The organism is Aeromicrobium sp. HA, assembly GCF_027171405.1.
Lineage (GTDB): Bacteria > Actinomycetota > Actinomycetes > Propionibacteriales > Nocardioidaceae > Aeromicrobium > Aeromicrobium tamlense.
In genome coordinates this window covers 2,065,046-2,082,574 of record NZ_CP114372.1, presented here as the reverse complement: position 1 = coordinate 2,082,574, position 17,529 = coordinate 2,065,046, and the positions used below count along the sequence as shown (strand labels likewise).

At 72.1% G+C, this 17,529-nt stretch carries 17 protein-coding genes; 13 read left to right on the top strand and 4 right to left on the bottom strand.

Annotated features, from left to right (window positions below):
- Window position 1: 1 nt before the first annotated feature.
- The 9 genes from murG to O3S82_RS10220 all read left to right on the top strand — a co-directional run bounded on the left by murG (window position 2) and on the right by O3S82_RS10220 (window position 7,552).
- Window positions 2-1,081 carry an undecaprenyldiphospho-muramoylpentapeptide beta-N-acetylglucosaminyltransferase gene (gene murG, locus O3S82_RS10260; RefSeq protein WP_269302621.1) on the top strand — a complete coding sequence of 360 codons (1,080 nt, stop codon included), beginning with the start codon at window positions 2-4 and terminating at the stop codon, window positions 1,079-1,081.
- Window positions 1,078-2,478 (top strand): UDP-N-acetylmuramate--L-alanine ligase, encoded by a 1,401-nt coding sequence (gene murC, locus O3S82_RS10255; RefSeq protein ID WP_269302619.1) that lies wholly within the window; start codon window positions 1,078-1,080, stop codon window positions 2,476-2,478. Before murG ends, murC begins: the two co-directional genes overlap by 4 nt.
- Complete coding sequence (locus O3S82_RS10250; RefSeq protein ID WP_269302617.1) at window positions 2,471-3,181, top strand: cell division protein FtsQ/DivIB; 711 nt, start codon at window positions 2,471-2,473, stop codon at window positions 3,179-3,181. The genes murC and O3S82_RS10250 overlap by 8 nt, the downstream gene beginning before the upstream one ends.
- A gap of 153 nt (window positions 3,182-3,334) precedes the next feature.
- A complete protein-coding gene (gene ftsZ / locus O3S82_RS10245) occupies window positions 3,335-4,486 on the top strand; it encodes a cell division protein FtsZ (protein WP_179424106.1) in 1,152 nt (383 codons plus the stop codon).
- A gap of 2 nt (window positions 4,487-4,488) precedes the next feature.
- Window positions 4,489-5,208 (top strand): polyphenol oxidase family protein, encoded by a 720-nt coding sequence (locus tag O3S82_RS10240; RefSeq protein ID WP_269302615.1) that lies wholly within the window; start codon window positions 4,489-4,491, stop codon window positions 5,206-5,208.
- A complete protein-coding gene (locus O3S82_RS10235) occupies window positions 5,195-5,899 on the top strand; it encodes a YggS family pyridoxal phosphate-dependent enzyme (protein WP_269302613.1) in 705 nt (234 codons plus the stop codon). Before O3S82_RS10240 ends, O3S82_RS10235 begins: the two co-directional genes overlap by 14 nt.
- 36 nt (window positions 5,900-5,935) lie before the next feature.
- Window positions 5,936-6,412, top strand: a complete 477-nt coding sequence (locus tag O3S82_RS10230) for a cell division protein SepF (protein WP_269302611.1) — start codon at window positions 5,936-5,938, stop codon at window positions 6,410-6,412.
- A 6-nt stretch (window positions 6,413-6,418) separates the two neighbouring features.
- Window positions 6,419-6,706 carry a YggT family protein gene (locus O3S82_RS10225; protein ID WP_179424110.1) on the top strand — a complete coding sequence of 96 codons (288 nt, stop codon included), beginning with the start codon at window positions 6,419-6,421 and terminating at the stop codon, window positions 6,704-6,706.
- A 117-nt stretch (window positions 6,707-6,823) separates the two neighbouring features.
- On the top strand, window positions 6,824-7,552 hold the full coding sequence (locus tag O3S82_RS10220) for a DivIVA domain-containing protein (RefSeq protein WP_179424111.1): 729 nt from the start codon (window positions 6,824-6,826) through the stop codon (window positions 7,550-7,552).
- A 153-nt stretch (window positions 7,553-7,705) separates the two neighbouring features.
- On the opposite strand, the gene ileS is transcribed toward O3S82_RS10220, so the two are convergent.
- Entirely contained in the window at window positions 7,706-10,891 is a 3,186-nt protein-coding gene (ileS, locus tag O3S82_RS10215; RefSeq protein ID WP_442864638.1) for an isoleucine--tRNA ligase, read from the bottom strand.
- A gap of 61 nt (window positions 10,892-10,952) precedes the next feature.
- Between ileS and O3S82_RS10210 the strand changes: the two genes are divergently transcribed.
- The 4 genes from O3S82_RS10210 (at window position 10,953) to O3S82_RS10195 (ending at window position 14,176) form a co-directional block, all read left to right on the top strand.
- Window positions 10,953-11,354, top strand: coding sequence for a TraR/DksA family transcriptional regulator (locus O3S82_RS10210; protein ID WP_179424113.1), 402 nt, complete (start codon window positions 10,953-10,955; stop codon window positions 11,352-11,354).
- Between the two features lie 5 nt (window positions 11,355-11,359).
- A complete protein-coding gene (gene lspA, locus O3S82_RS10205) occupies window positions 11,360-11,881 on the top strand; it encodes a signal peptidase II (RefSeq protein ID WP_269302607.1) in 522 nt (173 codons plus the stop codon).
- Window positions 11,878-12,816: an RluA family pseudouridine synthase gene (locus tag O3S82_RS10200; RefSeq protein ID WP_395487627.1), complete on the top strand. Its 939-nt coding sequence runs from the start codon at window positions 11,878-11,880 to the stop codon at window positions 12,814-12,816. The genes lspA and O3S82_RS10200 overlap by 4 nt, the downstream gene beginning before the upstream one ends.
- 136 nt (window positions 12,817-12,952) lie before the next feature.
- Window positions 12,953-14,176 carry a pyridoxal phosphate-dependent aminotransferase gene (locus O3S82_RS10195; protein ID WP_179424115.1) on the top strand — a complete coding sequence of 408 codons (1,224 nt, stop codon included), beginning with the start codon at window positions 12,953-12,955 and terminating at the stop codon, window positions 14,174-14,176.
- Here the strand turns inward: O3S82_RS10195 and O3S82_RS10190 are convergent.
- The 3 genes from O3S82_RS10190 to O3S82_RS10180 all read right to left on the bottom strand — a co-directional run bounded on the left by O3S82_RS10190 (window position 14,161) and on the right by O3S82_RS10180 (window position 17,423).
- Window positions 14,161-15,525: a hypothetical protein gene (locus O3S82_RS10190; protein WP_179424116.1), complete on the bottom strand. Its 1,365-nt coding sequence runs from the start codon at window positions 15,523-15,525 to the stop codon at window positions 14,161-14,163. The genes O3S82_RS10195 and O3S82_RS10190 overlap by 16 nt on opposite strands.
- Before the next feature lies 1 nt (window position 15,526).
- Window positions 15,527-16,186, bottom strand: a complete 660-nt coding sequence (locus tag O3S82_RS10185; protein ID WP_179424117.1) for a class I SAM-dependent methyltransferase — start codon at window positions 16,184-16,186, stop codon at window positions 15,527-15,529.
- A 103-nt stretch (window positions 16,187-16,289) separates the two neighbouring features.
- Window positions 16,290-17,423, bottom strand: coding sequence for a hypothetical protein (locus tag O3S82_RS10180; RefSeq protein WP_269302605.1), 1,134 nt, complete (start codon window positions 17,421-17,423; stop codon window positions 16,290-16,292).
- Window positions 17,424-17,529 lie beyond the last annotated feature (106 nt).

The following is a 17,529-nucleotide window of genomic DNA, read 5'->3' as shown; positions in this document are numbered from 1 at the left end:
GATGCGTGTCCTGCTCGCCGGCGGTGGTACCGCCGGTCACACGTCTCCGCTGCTCGCGACCGCCGCGGTCCTGGCCGACGCGGGCGACGACATCGTCTGCCTGGGCACTCCGCGCGGCCTCGAGGTCACGCTGATCCCGCAGGCCGGCCACGCGCTCGAGCTGGTGCCGCCGGTGCCGCTGCCGCGCCGCCCCAACGCCGACCTGGTGAAGCTGCCCGCCAACCTGCGCCGCTCGGTCTCGGCCACGCTCGAGGTCTTCGACCGGTTCCGTCCCGACGTCGTCGTCGGCTTCGGCGGCTACGTCTCGGTGCCGGCCTACCTCGCGGCCCGCAGGCGCAAGCTGCCCCTCGTCGTCCACGAGGGCAACGCGCTGCCCGGCATCGCGAACAAGCTCGGCGCGCGCCTCACCCGTCACGTGGCGACCAGCTTCCCCGACACCGAGCTGCGCCACGGCACCTACACGGGCCTGCCGATCCGTCGGCAGATCGCCGACCTCGACCGGCACGCCTCGCGGGCCGAGGGCCGCCGGCACTTCGGCCTCGACCCCGATCGCCCGACGATCCTGGTCACCGGAGGCTCGCAGGGCGCCCGTCGCATCAACACCACGATGGCCGCCGCCGCGCGTGACCTCGCCGACGCCGGCATTCAGGTGCTGCACGCGGCCGGTCGTCCCGAGGAGGTCGAGCTCGACAGCCGTGCGGACGACCCGCCCTACGTCGTCGAGCAGTACATCGACCGGATCGACCTCGCCTACGCCGCCGCGGACCTGGTGGTGTGCCGCTCGGGCGCCAACACCGTCACCGAGGTCGCGGCCGTCGGCCTGCCGGCCGTCTTCGTCCCGCTGCCGATCGGCAACGGCGAGCAGGCCCTCAACGCCCACCCGGTGGTGGGTGCCGGCGGTGCGCTGCTGATCGAGGACGGCGCGTTCACGCCGGCGTGGGTCGACAGCGCGATCGTCTCGCTCGTCACCTCGCCCGAGCGCCTCGAGCGCATGTCGCAGGCCGCGTCCGGCATCGTCCGGCGCGACGCCGCCGAGCGTCTCGCGCAGATGGTGCACGAGGCGGGGGAGGCCGGCCGGTGAGGATCGACCTGCCGTCCGAGGTCCTGCCCGCCGACCGGCTCGGCCGCGTGCACCTCATCGGCATCGGCGGCGCGGGGCTCTCGGCCATCGCCCTGCTGATGCACGAGGCCGGCGTCGACGTGAGCGGCAGCGACGGCAAGGACTCCGCCGTGCTCGACCGCCTGCGTGCCGCCGGCATCACGTGCCACGTCGGTCACGACGCCGCGCACCTGGCCGACCGCGACACGGTCATCGCGTCCACCGCGGTGCCCGAGGACAACCCCGAGGTCGTCGAGGCGCGCCGCCGCGGCCTGCGCCTGTGGCCGCGCTCGGCCGGCCTCATGTCGACGATGCTCGGTGACCGCCGGATCGCGATCGCGGGCACGCACGGCAAGACCACCACCACCGCGATGCTGACGTTCGCGCTGCGCGGCGCCGGCGCCGACCCGTCGTTCGCGATCGGGGCCGAGGTCGCGGGGCTGGGCACCAACGCCCGCCGCGGCGCCGGTCCCGAGTTCGTCGTCGAGTCCGACGAGAGCGACGGCGCCTTCCTGCACTACCGCCCGCACGCCGCCGTCGTCACGAACATCGACGCCGACCACCTCGACACATGGGGCACGGTCGAGGCGTACGAGCTCGCCTTCGCCCAGTTCGCCGCCACGGTCGACGAGGTCGTCGTGGTCTCGGCCGACGACCCCGGCTGCCGTCGCCTGCGCGACACCGTGAGCAGCCCGCGGATCCTCACCGCCGGGTTCGCCGAGGACGCGCACATCCGCGGCACGGACGTCGAGGTCGCTGGCTCGACCACCCGCTTCACCCTCCACGTGCCGGGCCTGGAGCCCACCGAGGTCGTCCTCGCCGTCCCCGGACGGCACTACGCCGCCGACGCCCTGCTCGCGCTCGCCATCGGCCTCGAGCTGGGGCACGACCTCGCCGGGATGGTCGAGGGCCTGGCGGGCTACACCGGGGCCGCGCGCCGCATGGAGCCCAAGGGCGAGGCCGGGGGAGTGCGCGTCGTCGACTCCTACGCGCACCACCCCACCGAGATCGCGGCCGACCTGGCTGCCGCCCGCGCGCTCGCCGGCGACGACCGTCTCGTCGTGGTCTTCCAGCCCCACCTGGTCAGCCGCACCCGCCTGTTCGGCGAGCGCATGGGCCAGGAGCTCGCCGCCGCCGACCTCGTCGTGGTGGCCGACCTCTATCTCGCGCGCGAGGCCGCCGATCCCGCGGTCACCTCGGCCCTCGTCGTCGACGCGGCCGGCCCGGACGCCCACCTGGGCGGTCCGGTCGAGGACGTGCCCGCGTTCCTGCAGCCGATGCTGCGCCCGGGCGACCTCGTGCTGACGCTCGGCGCCGGCGACGTCACCACCGTGGGCCCGGCGCTGCTGGACCTCCTGCGGGACTCCGGCGATGAGTGACCGCTTCAGCGAGAAGCTCCGGCTCAAGCGGCGCAGGTCGCGCTGGCGCATCGCGGGGATCGTGCTGCTCGTCCTCCTCGTCGCGGGCGCGGTCTGGGCGATCTGGTTCTCGAGCCTGTTCGAGACGCGCGAGACCACGGTCTCCGGCACCGAGCACGTCCCGGTCGAGCGCGTGGTGCGCGTCGCCCAGGTGCCGCTCGGCGAGCCGGTGCTGCGCGTGGACACCGACGCGATCGAGGAGCGGGTCGCCGCGCTCAAGCCCGTCCGGTCGGTGCGCGTCGAGCGCGACCTCCCGCACACGATCCGCATCGTCGTCACCGAGCGCACGGCCGTGGCGTGGGTCGACCGCTCGGGCACGCCGTGGGCCGTCGACGCGACCGGCGTGGTCTACCGGCCGCTGAACTCGCGCCCGGGCCACCTGCCGCAGCTGGACGTCGACGCCGACGACCGCCGCGTCGTCGCGGCCACCGCCCGCGTGGCGGCCGACATCGCCGACGGCGACCGCGAGCTGCTCGCCGACACGAACGCCATCACGGCCGAGACGCGCGACTCGATCGAGCTCGCGCTGACGAAGGACCGCACCGTCGTGTGGGGGAGTGCGGAGGAGGCCGGGCCCAAGCTCGCCGTCCTGCGACCGCTGCTCCAGATCGAGGCCAGCAGCTACGACGTCAGCGCGCCCGAGCGCCCGACGACGCTCGAGTAGACGCGCGTCCCCCGAGTAGACGAACAACACGCCGCCGGCGCGGCGTGTCTTCCGAGATCGATCCGGCGTACCCACCTAGTGTCAAGACATCGACGAGGTTGACATAACTATAAGCCTCGACTTGAACGTTAAGGTTTCGAAGGGGAAGACGACATGGCGGTCCAGAACTACCTTGCGGTGATCAAGGTCGTCGGCATCGGCGGCGGTGGTGTCAACGCCGTCAACCGCATGATCGAGGCCGGGCTCAAGGGTGTGGAGTTCATCGCGATCAACACCGACGCCCAGGCGCTGCTGATGACCGATGCCGACGTGAAGCTCGACGTGGGGCGCGACTCCACGCGAGGCCTCGGCGCCGGCGCCGATCCCGAGATCGGCAAGAAGGCCGCCGAGGACCACGCCGAGGAGATCGAGGCGGCCCTCAAGGGCGCCGACATGGTCTTCGTCACGGCGGGCGAGGGCGGCGGCACGGGCACCGGCGGCGCTCCGGTGGTGGCGCGCATCGCGCGCTCGCTCGGCGCCCTCACCATCGGGGTCGTCACGCGACCCTTCAAGTTCGAGGGCCGCAACCGCGCGGCCCAGGCGGACGTGGGCGTGCAGCGACTCCGCGAGGAGGTCGACACCCTCATCGTCATCCCGAACGACCGACTGCTCTCGATCAGCGACCAGAACATCAGTCTGCTGGACGCGTTCCGCCAGGCCGACCAGGTGCTCTACCAGGGCGTCTCGGGCATCTCCGAACTCATCACCACGCCCGGCCTGATCAACGTCGACTTCGCGGACGTGAAGTCGATCATGAGCGACGCCGGCTCGGCCCTCATGGGGATCGGCTCGGCGCGCGGCGAGCACCGTGCTGCCACGGCCGCCGAGCTGGCCGTCTCCAGCCCGCTGCTCGAGGCCTCCATCGAGGGCGCCCGCGGCGTGCTGCTGTCCATCGCGGGTGGCTCCGACCTCGGCCTGTTCGAGATCAACGAGGCCGCCGAGCTGGTCCAGGAGGCCGTCCACGACGACGCCAAGATCATCTTCGGCACGGTCATCGACGACTCGCTCGGCGACGAGGTGCGCATCACGGTCATCGCCGCCGGCTTCGACGGCGGCGAGCCGAAGCAGCGCGACGCCGCCCAGCCCGCGCTGCGGGGTCGCGACCAGCAGGCGCCCGCGAAGGAGTCGGCCCCGGCCGCCCCGAGCAAGCCCGCCGAGCGCACCGAGGCCTCCGAGCAGCGTGTCGTGTCCGAGCCCGTCCCGGTGTCCCAGCCCGCGGGCCAGGAGTTCGGCGACGGCCTCGACATCCCGGACTTCCTGCGCTGACCGTGCCCGACAGCACGCCCGGCTCCTCCGCGCCGTTCTGGTTCCGGTCCGACCTCGGGGTCGCGTCGTTCGGCTTCACCGACGCGCGCACCGACCTGGGTCGGGGCCCGATCGACGGATCACCCGCGGAGGGCCCGGGCGTCGTGGCCGCGGCGCTCGGGGGCCGGCCGGCCCTGATGCGCCAGGTCCACGGCGCCGACGTGGCGGTCGCCGACCCTGACGCCCAGCCCGAGGCCGACGCGCTCGTGCTCGACCGGCCGGGCGTCGTCGCGATCGTCCGGGTGGCCGACTGCGTCCCGATCGTCATCGCGTCGCCCGACCGGCCACTGGCGTCCGTCGTGCACGCGGGTCGCGTGGGCATGGCGTCCGGCGTGGTCCCCGCGGCCGTGGCCGCCCTGCGCGAGCGGGGCGCCGACCGGCTCGAGGCGTGGGTCGGACCCCGGGCCTGTGGCTCCTGCTACGAGGTGCCGCAGGCGATGGCCGACGAGGTCGCCGCGGCCGAGCCCGCCGCCCGGGCCACCACCCGGCAGGGCACGCCCGGCCTCGACATCGGCGCCGGCGTGCTGGCCCAGCTCGAGCACGACGGCGTGGTCGCCCACGACCTCGGTGGCTGCACGATCGAAGACGAGCAGTTCTGGTCGCACCGGCGTCAGGGTGAGGCCGCAGGACGCTTCGGCGCCGCGGTCGTCCTGCGCGAGGGGAGTGCCGATGTCGCGCCGTGACGCGCTCGCGCAGAACCTCGCGGCCGTCCGCGAGCGGATCGCCCGCGCCTGCGAGCAGGCCGGCCGCGATCCCGGCGAGGTCACCCTCGTCGTCGTCACCAAGACCCACCCGGCGAGCGACGTCGAGCTGCTCGCCGACCTCGGCGTCACCGACGTCGGCGAGAACCGCCACCCCGAGGCCGCCGACAAGCAGGCCGAGGTCGCGGCGAGCGGGGCCTCGCTGCGCTGGCACTTCGTCGGAGGGCTCCAGACCAACAAGGCCGGCGCCGTCGCCCGCTACGCCGACGTCGTCCACAGCGTCGATCGCGCGAAGCTCGCCCGGTCGCTCGACCGCGGGGCCGAGGCCGCCGGGCGCACGCTGCGCGTCCTCGTCCAGGTCGACTTCGACACCACCGACCCCGGCCGCGCGGGCGTCCCGCCGGCCGGCGTGCAGGCGCTCGCCGACGTGATCGTGGGGGAGTGCCCGCACCTCGAGCTCGGGGGCGTCATGACCGTCGCGCCGCTCGGGCAGGCCCCCGAGCCGAGCTTCGCGCACCTGCGCGAGATCAGCGCCGACCTGGTGCGCACCGTGCCGTCCGCGACCACGATCTCGGCCGGCATGAGCGAGGACTTCGAGGTCGCGATCCGGCACGGCGCGACACACGTGCGCGTGGGTCGTTCGGTGCTGGGGCAGCGCCCTGTACTGCAGTAGTCTCAACAACGTCAAGACCGAAGATCGGGAGTGAGCATGGCTGGCGCAATGCGGAGGATGGGCGAGTACCTCGGACTCGTCGAGCAGGCCGAGTACGACGAGGCGCTGGAGTACGAGCCGGAGGCCCCGGCACGCACCGCCGCGCCGGTGCGTCAGGCTGCCCCCCAGCCGGTCGCGCCGCGCACCGTGACGGCCCTCGACGACCGCCGTCAGCCCGGCCTGTCCGTGGCCGACCTGGCGCGCATCGAGACCGTCACACCCCGCACGTACAACGATGCCCGCACCATCGGCGAGTCGTTCCGCTCGGGCGTGCCGGTGATCATGAACCTCTCCGACATCGGCGACGACGACGCGAAGCGTCTCGTCGACTTCGCCGCCGGACTGGTCTTCGCCGTCCACGGCACGATCAACCGGATCACGGCGAAGGTCTTCCTGCTGTCGCCCGAGGGAGTGCAGGTGTCCGACGAGGACCGCGCCACCCTCGCCGCCGGCGGCTTCTACAACCAGAGCTGAGGCCCCGTGTCACCGATCGGGACCATTCTCTACAACCTCATCTACCTGGCGATCATCTTCGTGATCGCCAGGTTCGTCGTCGACTGGGTGCAGCTGCTTGCCCGCCAGTGGCAGCCCCGCGGCTTCATCGCGGTGCTGTGCGAGTTCATCTTCACCGTCACCGACCCGCCGCTGCGCGCCCTGCGCAAGGTCATCCCGCCGATCCGTCTGGGTGGCGTCATGCTCGACGTCTCGGCGATGGTCCTGTTGCTCCTGTTGTTCATCGCGCAGTCCCTGGTGGTCGTCATCTTTTAGGTGATCGTTGAGACTTGAGCACCGGCCCGCTGCCCGGTGCTTAGGATGAGGCGGTACCGTTGACGAGGCCCCGAATCTTTCCCCCGACAGACCCGACTCACACGCAGAGGTGACCAGATGGCGCTCACGCCCCAGGACATTCGCGACAAGCAGTTCACTGCCGTGCGCTTGCGCGACGGCTACGACATGGGTGAGGTCGAGCAGTTCCTCGATGAGGTCGAGGTCGAGTTCGAACGCCTCGTCAACGAGAACTCCGAGCTGAAGGCCAAGGTCGCCGAGCTCGAGGCCGCGCTCGAGGAGGCCTCCAAGGCCCAGCCCGCTCCCGCCGCCGCCAAGCCCGAGCCCGTCAAGGAGCCCGAGCCGGTCAAGGAGCCCGAGCCCACGCCGGCCCCCGCCGCTCCGGCCCCCGCCGCTCCGCAGGAGCTGCGCGTCACCTCCACCGCCGAGGCCTCCACGGCCGCCGCGCGCCTCCTCGAGATCGCGTCGGCCAACGCCGACCAGCTCATGGACGCCGCGAAGGAGGAGGCCGACACGATCATCGGTGAGGCCCGCGTCGAGGCCGAGCAGCTCTCGGCCGAGGCCCGTCGCAACGCCGACACGCTGCAGTACGAGTCGCGCAAGCGCGCCGAGCAGCTCGACGTCGAGACCGAGCAGCGCCGCAAGGAGGTCATCTCCAGCCTCGAGCGTGAGCGTCAGGAGCTCCAGGGCGAGATCGACCACCTGCGTGCCTACGAGCGCGAGTACCGCGCCCGCCTCAAGGCCTACTTCCAGGACCAGCTCGCGCAGCTCGAGGGCAGCTCGCCCGTCGCGCCGCAGCAGGGCTCCGCGCTGGACAGCAAGGACTGATCTCGCGGCACCGCGTCACTGAGTCGAACGACGGCGCCCGATCCCTCCGGGGATCGGGCGCCGTCGTCGTTCGTGATCGCGTGGCGTCGGGTGGAGAGACGAGAGCGGGGTGCCGGGACCGAAGTCCGGGCACCCCGCTTTCTCGTTCGAGGGTCAGGCGCGCGCCAGGCTCACCGCGAGGCCGAGATCCTCGTCGTGCAGGTCGCCGGCCTCGCCGGGCGCGAACGCGACCGCCAGGACCTCCTCGGCGATGCTGTCGCCGTGCTCGCGCAGCGCCTCGGCGGTCTCGCCCTCGGCGGCCCACGTGAGGGTGATGCGGTCGGTGATCTCGAGCCCGGCGGCCTTGCGCGCCTCCTGGATCACGCGCACGGCCTCACGGGCCAGGCCCGCGCGGCGCAGCTCGTCGTCGATGGCCAGGTCGAGCGCGACGGTCTCGCCCTGCTCGTTGACGACCGACCAGCCCTCGCGCGGACGCTCGGTGATGATGACGTCGTCGGCCTCGACCTGCCACGACTCGCCGCCAGCCGTGACGGTGGCCTCGCCGGACTCGAGCGCGCGGGCGAGCTCGCCCGCGTCGGTCGCGGCGATGGCCTGCGCGACCACCGGGGTCTGCTTGCCGTAGCGCTTGCCCAGCTGGCGGAAGTTGGCCTTGGCCGAGAACTCCACGAGGTCGGCGCCGGCGTCGGCCAGCGAGCCGAGCTCGACGATGTTGAGCTCCTCGCACACCTGCGCGCGCAGGTCCTCGCCGAGCGACTCGAAGTGGGCCGAGCCGATGAGCGCACGGCGCAGGGGCTGGCGCGTGCGGACCTTGGCCTCGGCGCGGGCGGCGCGACCGAGCTCGGTGACGCGTCGGGCCAAGCCCACGCGTGCGGCCAGGCCCTCGACGCGCAGCGACGCGTCGGTCTCGGGCCACGACGCGAGGTGCACCGACGGCGCGGCGTCGGGGTCGACGGGAACGACGAGGTCCTGCCAGACCCGCTCGGTGACGAACGGGACGAGCGGCGCCATGAGACGCGTCAGCACGTCGAGCACCTCGTGCAGGGTGGCCAGGGCGGCCGCGTCGCCGCGCCAGAAGCGCTTGCGCGAGCGACGCACGTACCAGTTGGACAGGTCGTCGACGAAGGTCGCCAGGACCGCGCCGGCGCGCTGGGTGTCGAAGTCCTCCAGGGCGGACGTGACGTCGGTGACCAGGTCCTGCGTCTGCGACAGCAGCCACTGGTCGAGGACGCCGCGCTCGGCGACCGGGGGAGCGTCGGTGGCCGGGCTCCAGTCGGCGGCGCGGGCGTACAGGACGTGGAACGCCACGGTGTTCCAGTACGTCAGTAGCACCTTGCGCACGATCTCGGTGAGCGCGGTGGGGCCGATGCGGCGCGCCGACCACGGCGAGCCCGCGCACGCCATGAACCAGCGCAGCGCGTCGGCGCCGTGCTCGTCCATGAGCGGCATGGGCAGCAGGATGTTGCCCAGGTGCTTGCTCATCTTGCGGCCGTCCTCGGCCAGGATGTGGCCCAGGCACACGACGTTCTCGTAGCTGGACTCGTCGAACACGAGCGTGCCGACGGCCATGAGGGAGTAGAACCAGCCACGGGTCTGGTCGATGGCCTCGGAGATGTACTGCGCGGGGTAGGCGCGCTCGAACTTCTCCTTCGAGCCCTCCACGTGCGGGTAGCCCCACTGCGCGAACGGCATCGAGCCGGAGTCGAACCACGCGTCGATGACCTCGGGCACGCGACGGTACGTGCCGGGCTCGCCGTCGACCGTGAAGGTGACGTCGTCGATGTACGGGCGGTGGGGATCGAGGTCGGACTGGTCGGTGCCGGTCAGCTCGGACAGGTGGGCCAGCGACTCGACGCAGACGACCTTGCTCGGATCGGCGTCGTTGCGCCAGATCGGCAGGGGCGTGCCCCAGAAGCGGTTGCGCGAGAGCGACCAGTCGATGTTGTTCTGCAGCCAGTCGCCGTAGCGGCCGTGCTTGATGGTCTCGGGGTACCAGTTGGTCTTCTCGTTCTGCGCGAGCAGCTCGTCCTTGCGCGCCGTGGTGCGGATGTACCAGGCGGGCAGCGCGAAGTACATGAGCGGCGTGTGGCAGCGCCAGCAGTGCGGGTAGCTGTGCTCGTAGTCCAGCGCGCGGAACAGCAGGCCGCGCGACTCGAGGTCGGCCACCAGCGTGGGGTCGGCCTCCTTGAAGAAGGCGCCGCCGACGAGCGGGACGTCGGCCTCGAAGTGGCCGTCGGGCGCGATCGGGTTGACCACGGGCAGGCCGTACGCCTTACAGACCGCCATGTCGTCCGCGCCGAACGCGGGGGACTGGTGCACCAGGCCGGTGCCGTCGTCGGTGGTGACGTAGTCGCCCAGGACGACGAAGTGCGCGTCGGGGATCTCGACGAGGTCGAAGGGGCGACCGTACGTCCAGCGCTCCATGTCACGGCCGGTGACGGTCTCGACGGTCTCCCAGCCCTCGCCGAGGGCGGAGGCGACGAGCGGCTCCGCCACGACGACGCGGTCGGTGCCGTTCGTGGCCACGACGTAGGTGACCTCGGGGTGCACGGCGACGGCCGTGTTCGACACGAGGGTCCACGGCGTGGTGGTCCAGACCAGCAGGTCGGTGCCCTCCCACGGGCCCGACGTCAGCGGGAAGCGCACGTAGACCGAGGGATCGACGACGGTCTCGTAGCCCTGCGCGAGCTCGTGGTCGGACAGCGTGGTGCCGCAGCGCGGGCAGTACGGCGCGACGCGGTAGTCCTCGACCAGCAGGCCCTTGCCGTGGATCTGCGACAGCGCCCACCACACGCTCTCGACGTACGAGGCGTCCATCGTGCGGTAGGGGTCGGACATGTCGGTCCAGTACGCCATGCGCTCGGTCATGGTCTCGAACTGGTCGACGTTGCGCAGGACGGACTCGCGGCACTTCGCGTTGAACTCCGCGATGCCGAAGGCCTCGATGTCGGGCTTGCCGTTGAAGCCGAGCTCCTTCTCGACGGCGATCTCCACGGGCAGGCCGTGGCAGTCCCAGCCGGCCTTGCGCTCGACGTGGAAGCCCTGCATGGTCTTGAAGCGCGGGAAGACGTCCTTGAAGACGCGGGCCTCCACGTGGTGGGTGCCGGGGACGCCGTTCGCGGTGGGCGGGCCCTCGTAGAAGGTCCAGCGCGGCGCGTCGGCGCGGGTGCTCAGGCTGGCGGCGAAGGTGCCCTGCTCGGCCCACAGGTCGAGGATCTCGCGCTCCATCGCCGGCAGGTCGACGTGGGCCGGCACGGGCCGGTATCGCAGCGACTCAGCGGGGGTGGCGGAGGGACCGGATGCAGCCTGTGCTGCGGGGGCGTTCGGGGCGTCCTGACTCACTCGGCCAATCCTACGGTGGGGCGACTTGCACGCGTCCCGTGGTCGGTCTACTGTCCCGGGCATGCCCAAGACCACGTTGGCCGTCCGCGCGGACGAAGAGCCCTGGACCCCTGCGGAGGCCAAGGCCGTGCGCGAGGAGCTCGTCGAGGACCTCGCCCGCCTGAGGACCGAGCTCGACCACTCCGCCCGTGATCTGCAGGACATCCTGGCGGGCGGTGTCGACGGCGCGGGCAACGACCAGGCCGACGTCGGCTCGAACAGCCTCGAGCGCGACGCCGAGCTCTCGCTCGCCGCGAACCAGCGCGAGCTGCTGCTGCAGACCGAGAAGGCGCTGGCTCGTCTCGACGACGGCACCTACGGCGTCTGCGAGCAGTGCGGCGAGCCGATCGGCAAGCTGCGCCTCATGGCGTTCCCCCGCGCGACGCTGTGCATGGACTGCAAGCGTCGCGAGGAGCGTCGCTGACTCCCGTGACCCCGTCCTCGGACCCGTCGACCGAGCCGATCGGCCGTCGCCGGGTCGGCCTGTTCGCGTTCGTCGCGATCGCGGTCGTGGCGCTCGACCAGCTCACCAAGTGGTGGGCGGTCGCGCGGCTCGACGGCCGTGACGCCATCCCGCTGCTGGGCGACCTCCTGAGCCTGCGCTTCGTGCTCAATCCCGGCGCCGCGCTCGGCACCGCCGCGGGCTACACGATCGTGCTGAGCCTCGTCGCGATCGCCGTCACGGTCACCCTCATCGTCATCGCGCCCCGGCTGCGCGACCCGTGGTGGGCCGTGGGGCTCGGGCTGTTCCTCGGGGGCGCCGTGGGAAACTTGATCGACCGGCTCTTCCGTGAGCCGTCGTTCCTGCGGGGCCACGTCGTGGACTTCATCGACTACGCCGGCTTCTTCGTGGGGAACGTGGCCGACATCGCCCTGACGGTGGCGGCCGTGGTCATCATCTGGCGGTCGTGGCGAGGACATCGCTTCGACGGCACCCGGGAGGAATCGTGACCGACGACGCCACGCAGGTGCGCAGCGTCTACATCCCCGAGGGCCTGGCCGGCGAGCGCGTCGACGTCGCCCTGGCCCGGCTCTTCGGCGTCTCGCGCACGCGCGCCGGCGACCTCGTCGCCGAGGGGCTCGTGCTGCTCGACGGCAGCCAGCCGATCAAGTCCGAGCGCGTCGAGCCCGGCGCGCTGATCGAGGCCACCATCCCCGCACCCCGGCGCGCCGTGGTGGTGCCCACCGAGGTCGAGGGCATGTCGATCGTGCACGAGGACGACGACATCGTCGTGGTCGACAAGCCGATCGGCGTTGCGGCGCATCCCGGCGTGGGCTGGGACGGGCCCACCGTCTCGGGTCACCTGGCCGGCGTGGGCGTGCGGATCTCCACCAGCGGCGCGCCCGAGCGCCAGGGCATCGTGCAGCGCCTCGACGTCGGCACCAGCGGCCTCATGGTCGTGGCCAAGTCCGAGCGCGCCTACACCGTGCTGAAGCAGGCGTTCCGCGACCGCACGGTCGACAAGACCTACCACTCGCTCGTGCAGGGCCACCCCGACCCGCACACCGGCACGATCGACGCGCCGATCGCCCGGCACCCCAAGCACGACTTCAAGTTCACGGTCCGCGCCGACGGCCGCGCCTCGGTCACGCACTACGACACGCTCGAGGCGCACCGCTTCGCGTCGCTGCTGGAGATCAAGCTCGAGACCGGTCGCACCCACCAGATCCGCGTGCACATGGCCGCCATCAAGCACCCGTGCGTGGGCGACCCGCTGTACGGCGCCGACCCGGTGCTGGCCAAGCGCGTCGGCCTCGAGCGCCAGTGGCTCCACGCGGTGCGGCTCGGCTTCACCCACCCGGCGTCGGGGGAGTGGGTCGAGTACGAGAGCCCCTACCCCGACGACCTCCAGCGCGCGCTCGACGTCGTCCGCGAGCTGGACTGACCCGCAGTTTCCCCGGTTAACCGGGGAAACCGTCACTTCACGAGGTTCGCGAACCTCGCGAAGTGACAGGAAACCTCGTTCAGTCGCCGCCGGGAGTCGCGGCCGGGAGGTGGAGGGCGTCCGGCACAATGGGCGCATGAGTCCTGTCGTGCGCCAGTCGGAGAAGTTGAGGGATGTCCTGTACGACATCCGCGGCCCCGTCAGCGCGCGAGCTGCCCAGCTGGAGGCCGAGGGTCATCGGATCCTCAAGCTCAACATCGGCAACCCGCAGCCGTTCGGGTTCGACGCGCCCTCGGAGATCCTCCAGGACGTCATCGCCGGCCTGCCCACGGCGCAGGGCTACTCCGACTCGCGCGGCATCCAGTCCGCGCGGCGTGCGGTGGTGCACCACTACCAGCTGCAGGAGGGCTTCCCGGCCCTCGACATCGACGACGTCTGGCTCGGCAACGGCGTCAGCGAGCTGATCCAGATCGCCCTGCAGGCGCTGCTCGACAACGGCGACGAGGTGCTGATCCCCACGCCGGACTACCCGCTGTGGACCGCGGTGACGAACCTCGCCGGTGGGCGCCCCGTGCACTACCGCTGCGACGAGGACAACGACTGGAACCCCGACCTGGCCGACCTCGAGGCGAAGATCACCGATCGCACCAAGGTCATCGTGGTCATCAACCCGAACAACCCCACGGGCGCCGTCTACAGCCGTGAGACCCTCACCGCGATCGCCGATCTCGCGCGCAAGCACGACCTGATCCTCATGGCGGACGAGATCTACGACAAGATCCTCTACGACGACGCCGTCCACATCCCCTTGGCCAGCATCGCGCCCGACGTCCTGACGCTGACGTTCAACGGCCTCTCCAAGGCGTACCGCGTGTGCGGCTACCGTGCCGGCTGGCTCGTCGTCACCGGTCCGCTCGAGCGCGCCCAGGACTATCTCGAGGGCCTCACCCTGCTGGCGTCGATGCGGCTGTGCCCCAACGTGCCGGCGCAGAACGCGATCCAGGTGGCGCTCGGCGGCTACCAGTCGATCAAGGAGCTGATCCTGCCCGGCGGCCGCCTGCTGGAGCAGCGCGACACCGCGGTCAACGAGCTGCGCAAGATCCCCGGCGTCAGCGTCGTCGCGCCGCGCGGCGCCCTGTACGCGTTCCCGCGCCTCGACCCCGAGGTCTACCCGATCAAGGACGACCAGCAGTTCGTGCTGGACCTGCTGATGTCGGAGAAGATCCTGCTGACCCAGGGCACGGGCTTCAACTGGCCCGATCCCGACCACCTGCGCATCGTCACCCTGCCGTGGTCGCGCGACCTGGCGGAGGCGATCCAGCGCATGGGCCATTTCCTCAGCACCTACCGCCAGGACTGACGCAGCCTCCCCAGCCAGCCAGTGCGCCGCTCGGGCTCCGGCGGGGGCGGCGTCGCCGCCTGGTCGGCGAAGTCCTTCTTGCGCCACCGGTGCTTGAAGGCCGGGTCGGGCGTGCTCCAGCCCGGACCGTAGATCGTCTCGAGGTAGCCCACGGGGTCGGCCGGCAGCGGCACCGTCACGCCGAGGAACTCCCGCTCGCTGGTGGGGAACATGGTCGCGCGGTCGAGGGCACCGCGCGTGCCGGGGTACCAGGCGATCCGGTCACCCTCGAACAGCGCCGAGAACACGTCGACGTTCTTGCCGCCCCCGGCGGGCGCGACGTGCCGGTGGCCGAAGAAGTCGCCCTTGACCGTGAAGCCGCGCGCCCGCAGGAAGTCCTCGACCAGCGCGTGGGCCTCGGGCAGCGTGGCGGCCTCGTGCGGCTCGAACGCCACGATGAGGTCGAGGTCGTCGTCGTGCGGGATGAGGTCGCCGTCGCGCACCACGGCCAGCGCCGCGCCGTAGCCGAAGCACACGTGAGGCGTCAGGTCCCGGAGCGCGTCGGCCACCGCGACGGTGGAGCGGACGTAGTCCTGCTTCTCCTCGGCCGACCAGAACCGGAAGGACCGCGTGGGACCGTGCGCCGTCCAGTCGAGGGAGCGGTCGTGGAGCACGCCCTCGCTCACGGTGCGGACGAACTCGCGGCGCGCCTCGTCGCTGAGCTGCTTCGCCGCCGACTTCATGGCCGTGCGGGCCGGCTGGTAGTGCCCCGCGACGGTGAGCGCGAGGGGTCCGGCGAGCAGCTCGAACGTCGGCCGCAGGTCGTCGGGGACGTCGACCGTCCGGGCCCGGACCCAGGCCTGCAGCTCCTCGGCGCGGCCGGGCGCGTCGTAGACCGTGACCCAGGGGCCGCCGGGGGAGCCGATCAGCACGCGCACGTCGCGGCTCTCGATCGCGGCGCGGGCCGCGATGCCACGCAGGTGCAGGGCGGTGAGCTCGACCGGCTCGGCGAACGCGACCTCGGCCCACGGCAGAGCCTCGTGCTCGGTGCGGATCTGCACGCCGTGCGGGTGCTCCGCGTCGAGAAGACGCTCGGGATCGAACGTCTCGCGGAACCCGTCGGCGAAGCTGCTCGCCGTGATCGTGACGCGAGCGGCCAGCTCGACGGGGGAGAGCGCCGGCGTGGTGGACACGCCCAGGGACTGCAGCCGCAGGATGGACGGCGAGGCCAGCTCGACGCGCACGCGGTCGACCGTGGTCGGTGGGAGGGCGACGTGCAGCTGGCCGGCGGGCCGGACGAAGTCGAGGTCGGGGAAGGCGGCGCGGGCCGACCGGACCGTCTCGGTCAGGAGCTCGCCGAGCGTCTCCACCTCAACGCCTCGTGAGCAGCGCCCGCGCGACGTAGGCGTCGTCCTCGCGGTACTTCGCGAAGCCGTAGCCCTCCACCGCGTAGGTGACGTCGAAGCCGTGCAGGACGGCCTGGGCGTTGAACGAGGTGGGGTCGACGAAGCGGCGGTAGTGGCGGCCGGTGACCTTGGCGCCGCTGGAGTCGCGCAGCGTGCGGTACTCGACGGCGAGCCGGTCGCCGGGCGAGGTGAGCTCGGCGACCAGGCGCAGGAACGCCGCCTGCTCGTCGTCGGTGATCGCGTGCACGAAGAAGCGTGCGTAGACGAGGGTGTTCCCGGGCTCGACGCGCAGCTGCGCGGCCAGCCCCTCTTGGTCGATCGAGGCACTGACGAACTCGACGTCGAGCCCCAGTTCCTCGGCCAGCTCGGAGCACGCCTCGACCGCGGCCTTCGAGCCGTCGACGCCGGTCACGTCGTGCCCGTGCGCGGCGAGGAAGAGCGAGTCGCGTCCCGAGCCGCTGCCGAACTCGAGGATCCGCGTGGGCCCGTCGAGCTCGCCGGCCACGAAGGCGGCGAACTGGGACGGGACGGGACGCCGGGCGACGCCGCCGTCCGCGTAGAACGCGTTCCAGTAGTCCGTGCGCTCCGCCGGCACCACGCCGGACGGCTCGTCGGATCGACTCATGGGTCACCCCCTGCTCAGCACGCCCCGTGCGTCACGAGGCGAAATTCCGCTCACCGTACCGGCTCGGCGGGCCGTTCCGCGAGGGAATCGGCGGTCCGGCGTGTCAGCCGTTGCGGAAGCTGCGCCGCACCTCGCGGGCGCCGCGCTCGTCGAGCTCGCGCAGCTCGCGGGCGATGTCGGCGCTGGCCTTGCGGGCGTGGCTCAGGTCCTCGCGCACCTCCTGCAGGTGCTCCTTCCAGGTGCGCTCGAAGCCGTTCATGCTGCCGATCCGCTCGTCCTCGGGGGTGAGACGGCCCTCGCGGATCGCGAGGCGGATCTCCTGCAGGCGCTCGGCGGCCGTGTCGAGGGCGCGCGCGCAGTCCTGCAGCTCCTCGCCGACGGAGGCGATGTCGTCGGGGCGCGACAGCCGTGTGGGATCGGGCGTGGACTGGTCGTCCCCGGACTTCACCGGCCCGGCGATCGCCTGCCGCTGCCGGGGGAGCTGCTCGACGAGCTGGTTGTCGAGGCGGTTCACCCCGCGCAGCGCCTCGACGAGCTCGTCGAAGATCGCCTGCACGGTCTGGCGGTAGCGCTCGGCGATCTGGTCGGCCTTGCCGTCGAGCATGATCGCGACGGACCCGTGCCGGTCGGTGAACTCGAGGCCGGCGAGGCGCCGCAGCGGGCCCTCGACCTGGTTCAGGACCTGCTGGTCCGCCATCTTGATCAGGTCGCTCGCCTCGGTGGGCGGCTCGGGCTCGCGGCGTTCGTGGTCGCGATCGGCGCCGCCGCCACCGCCGCCGCCCTTGCGGTCCCTCTCGGCCCGCTCGCGCTCGCGACGCTCGGCCCGCTCGCGCTCGGCCTCGCGGTGCTCGCGGGCAGCCTGCTCGTTGAGGTCGCCCACCTGGTCGCGCAGGTCCTGGCGGGCCTGACGCCAGCGGCGACGGGTCTCGTCGAGGGTGCCCAGGGCGTCGGTCATGCGATCGGCCTGGCGACGGATCAGCTCGACGAGATCGGAGAGCTGATCGGCGTCGGCCTCCAGGACCTGGCCGAGCGTGCCGGCGACGCGCGACATCGCGCGGACGGTGGGTCCGCGCGTCTCCTGCGGCGCGTCGGCCTCGCGCAGGCGCTTGCCGACGTCGGTCAGCTCGGCCACGAGGTCCTGGAGCTTCTCGGCACCGTGACGCAGACGATCCGGATCGCCCGGGACGTCGAGTGCGTCGGGATGGAAACGGATGACCTGCTGCAGGTCGACAGCCATGATGAACCCCCCGAGTTCGAGTCAGTGCTGGGCAATTTCTACCACTGACGGAACGAGTCGGCAGCCAAGGGCTGATTTCTGTCGGGTGTGTGGCCCATGATCGAGG

Coding starts and splice junctions, on each gene's coding strand:
- O3S82_RS10250 (WP_269302617.1), top strand. CDS start 2,471: ATGAGTGACCGCTTCAGCGAGAAGCTCCGGCTCAAGCGGCGCAGGTCG.
- O3S82_RS10195 (WP_179424115.1), top strand. CDS start 12,953: ATGAGTCCTGTCGTGCGCCAGTCGGAGAAGTTGAGGGATGTCCTGTAC.
- O3S82_RS10180 (WP_269302605.1), bottom strand. CDS start 17,423: ATGGCTGTCGACCTGCAGCAGGTCATCCGTTTCCATCCCGACGCACTC.
- ftsZ (WP_179424106.1), top strand. CDS start 3,335: ATGGCGGTCCAGAACTACCTTGCGGTGATCAAGGTCGTCGGCATCGGC.
- O3S82_RS10185 (WP_179424117.1), bottom strand. CDS start 16,186: ATGAGTCGATCCGACGAGCCGTCCGGCGTGGTGCCGGCGGAGCGCACG.
- O3S82_RS10220 (WP_179424111.1), top strand. CDS start 6,824: ATGGCGCTCACGCCCCAGGACATTCGCGACAAGCAGTTCACTGCCGTG.
- O3S82_RS10210 (WP_179424113.1), top strand. CDS start 10,953: ATGCCCAAGACCACGTTGGCCGTCCGCGCGGACGAAGAGCCCTGGACC.
- O3S82_RS10235 (WP_269302613.1), top strand. CDS start 5,195: ATGTCGCGCCGTGACGCGCTCGCGCAGAACCTCGCGGCCGTCCGCGAG.
- O3S82_RS10230 (WP_269302611.1), top strand. CDS start 5,936: ATGGCTGGCGCAATGCGGAGGATGGGCGAGTACCTCGGACTCGTCGAG.
- murG (WP_269302621.1), top strand. CDS start 2: ATGCGTGTCCTGCTCGCCGGCGGTGGTACCGCCGGTCACACGTCTCCG.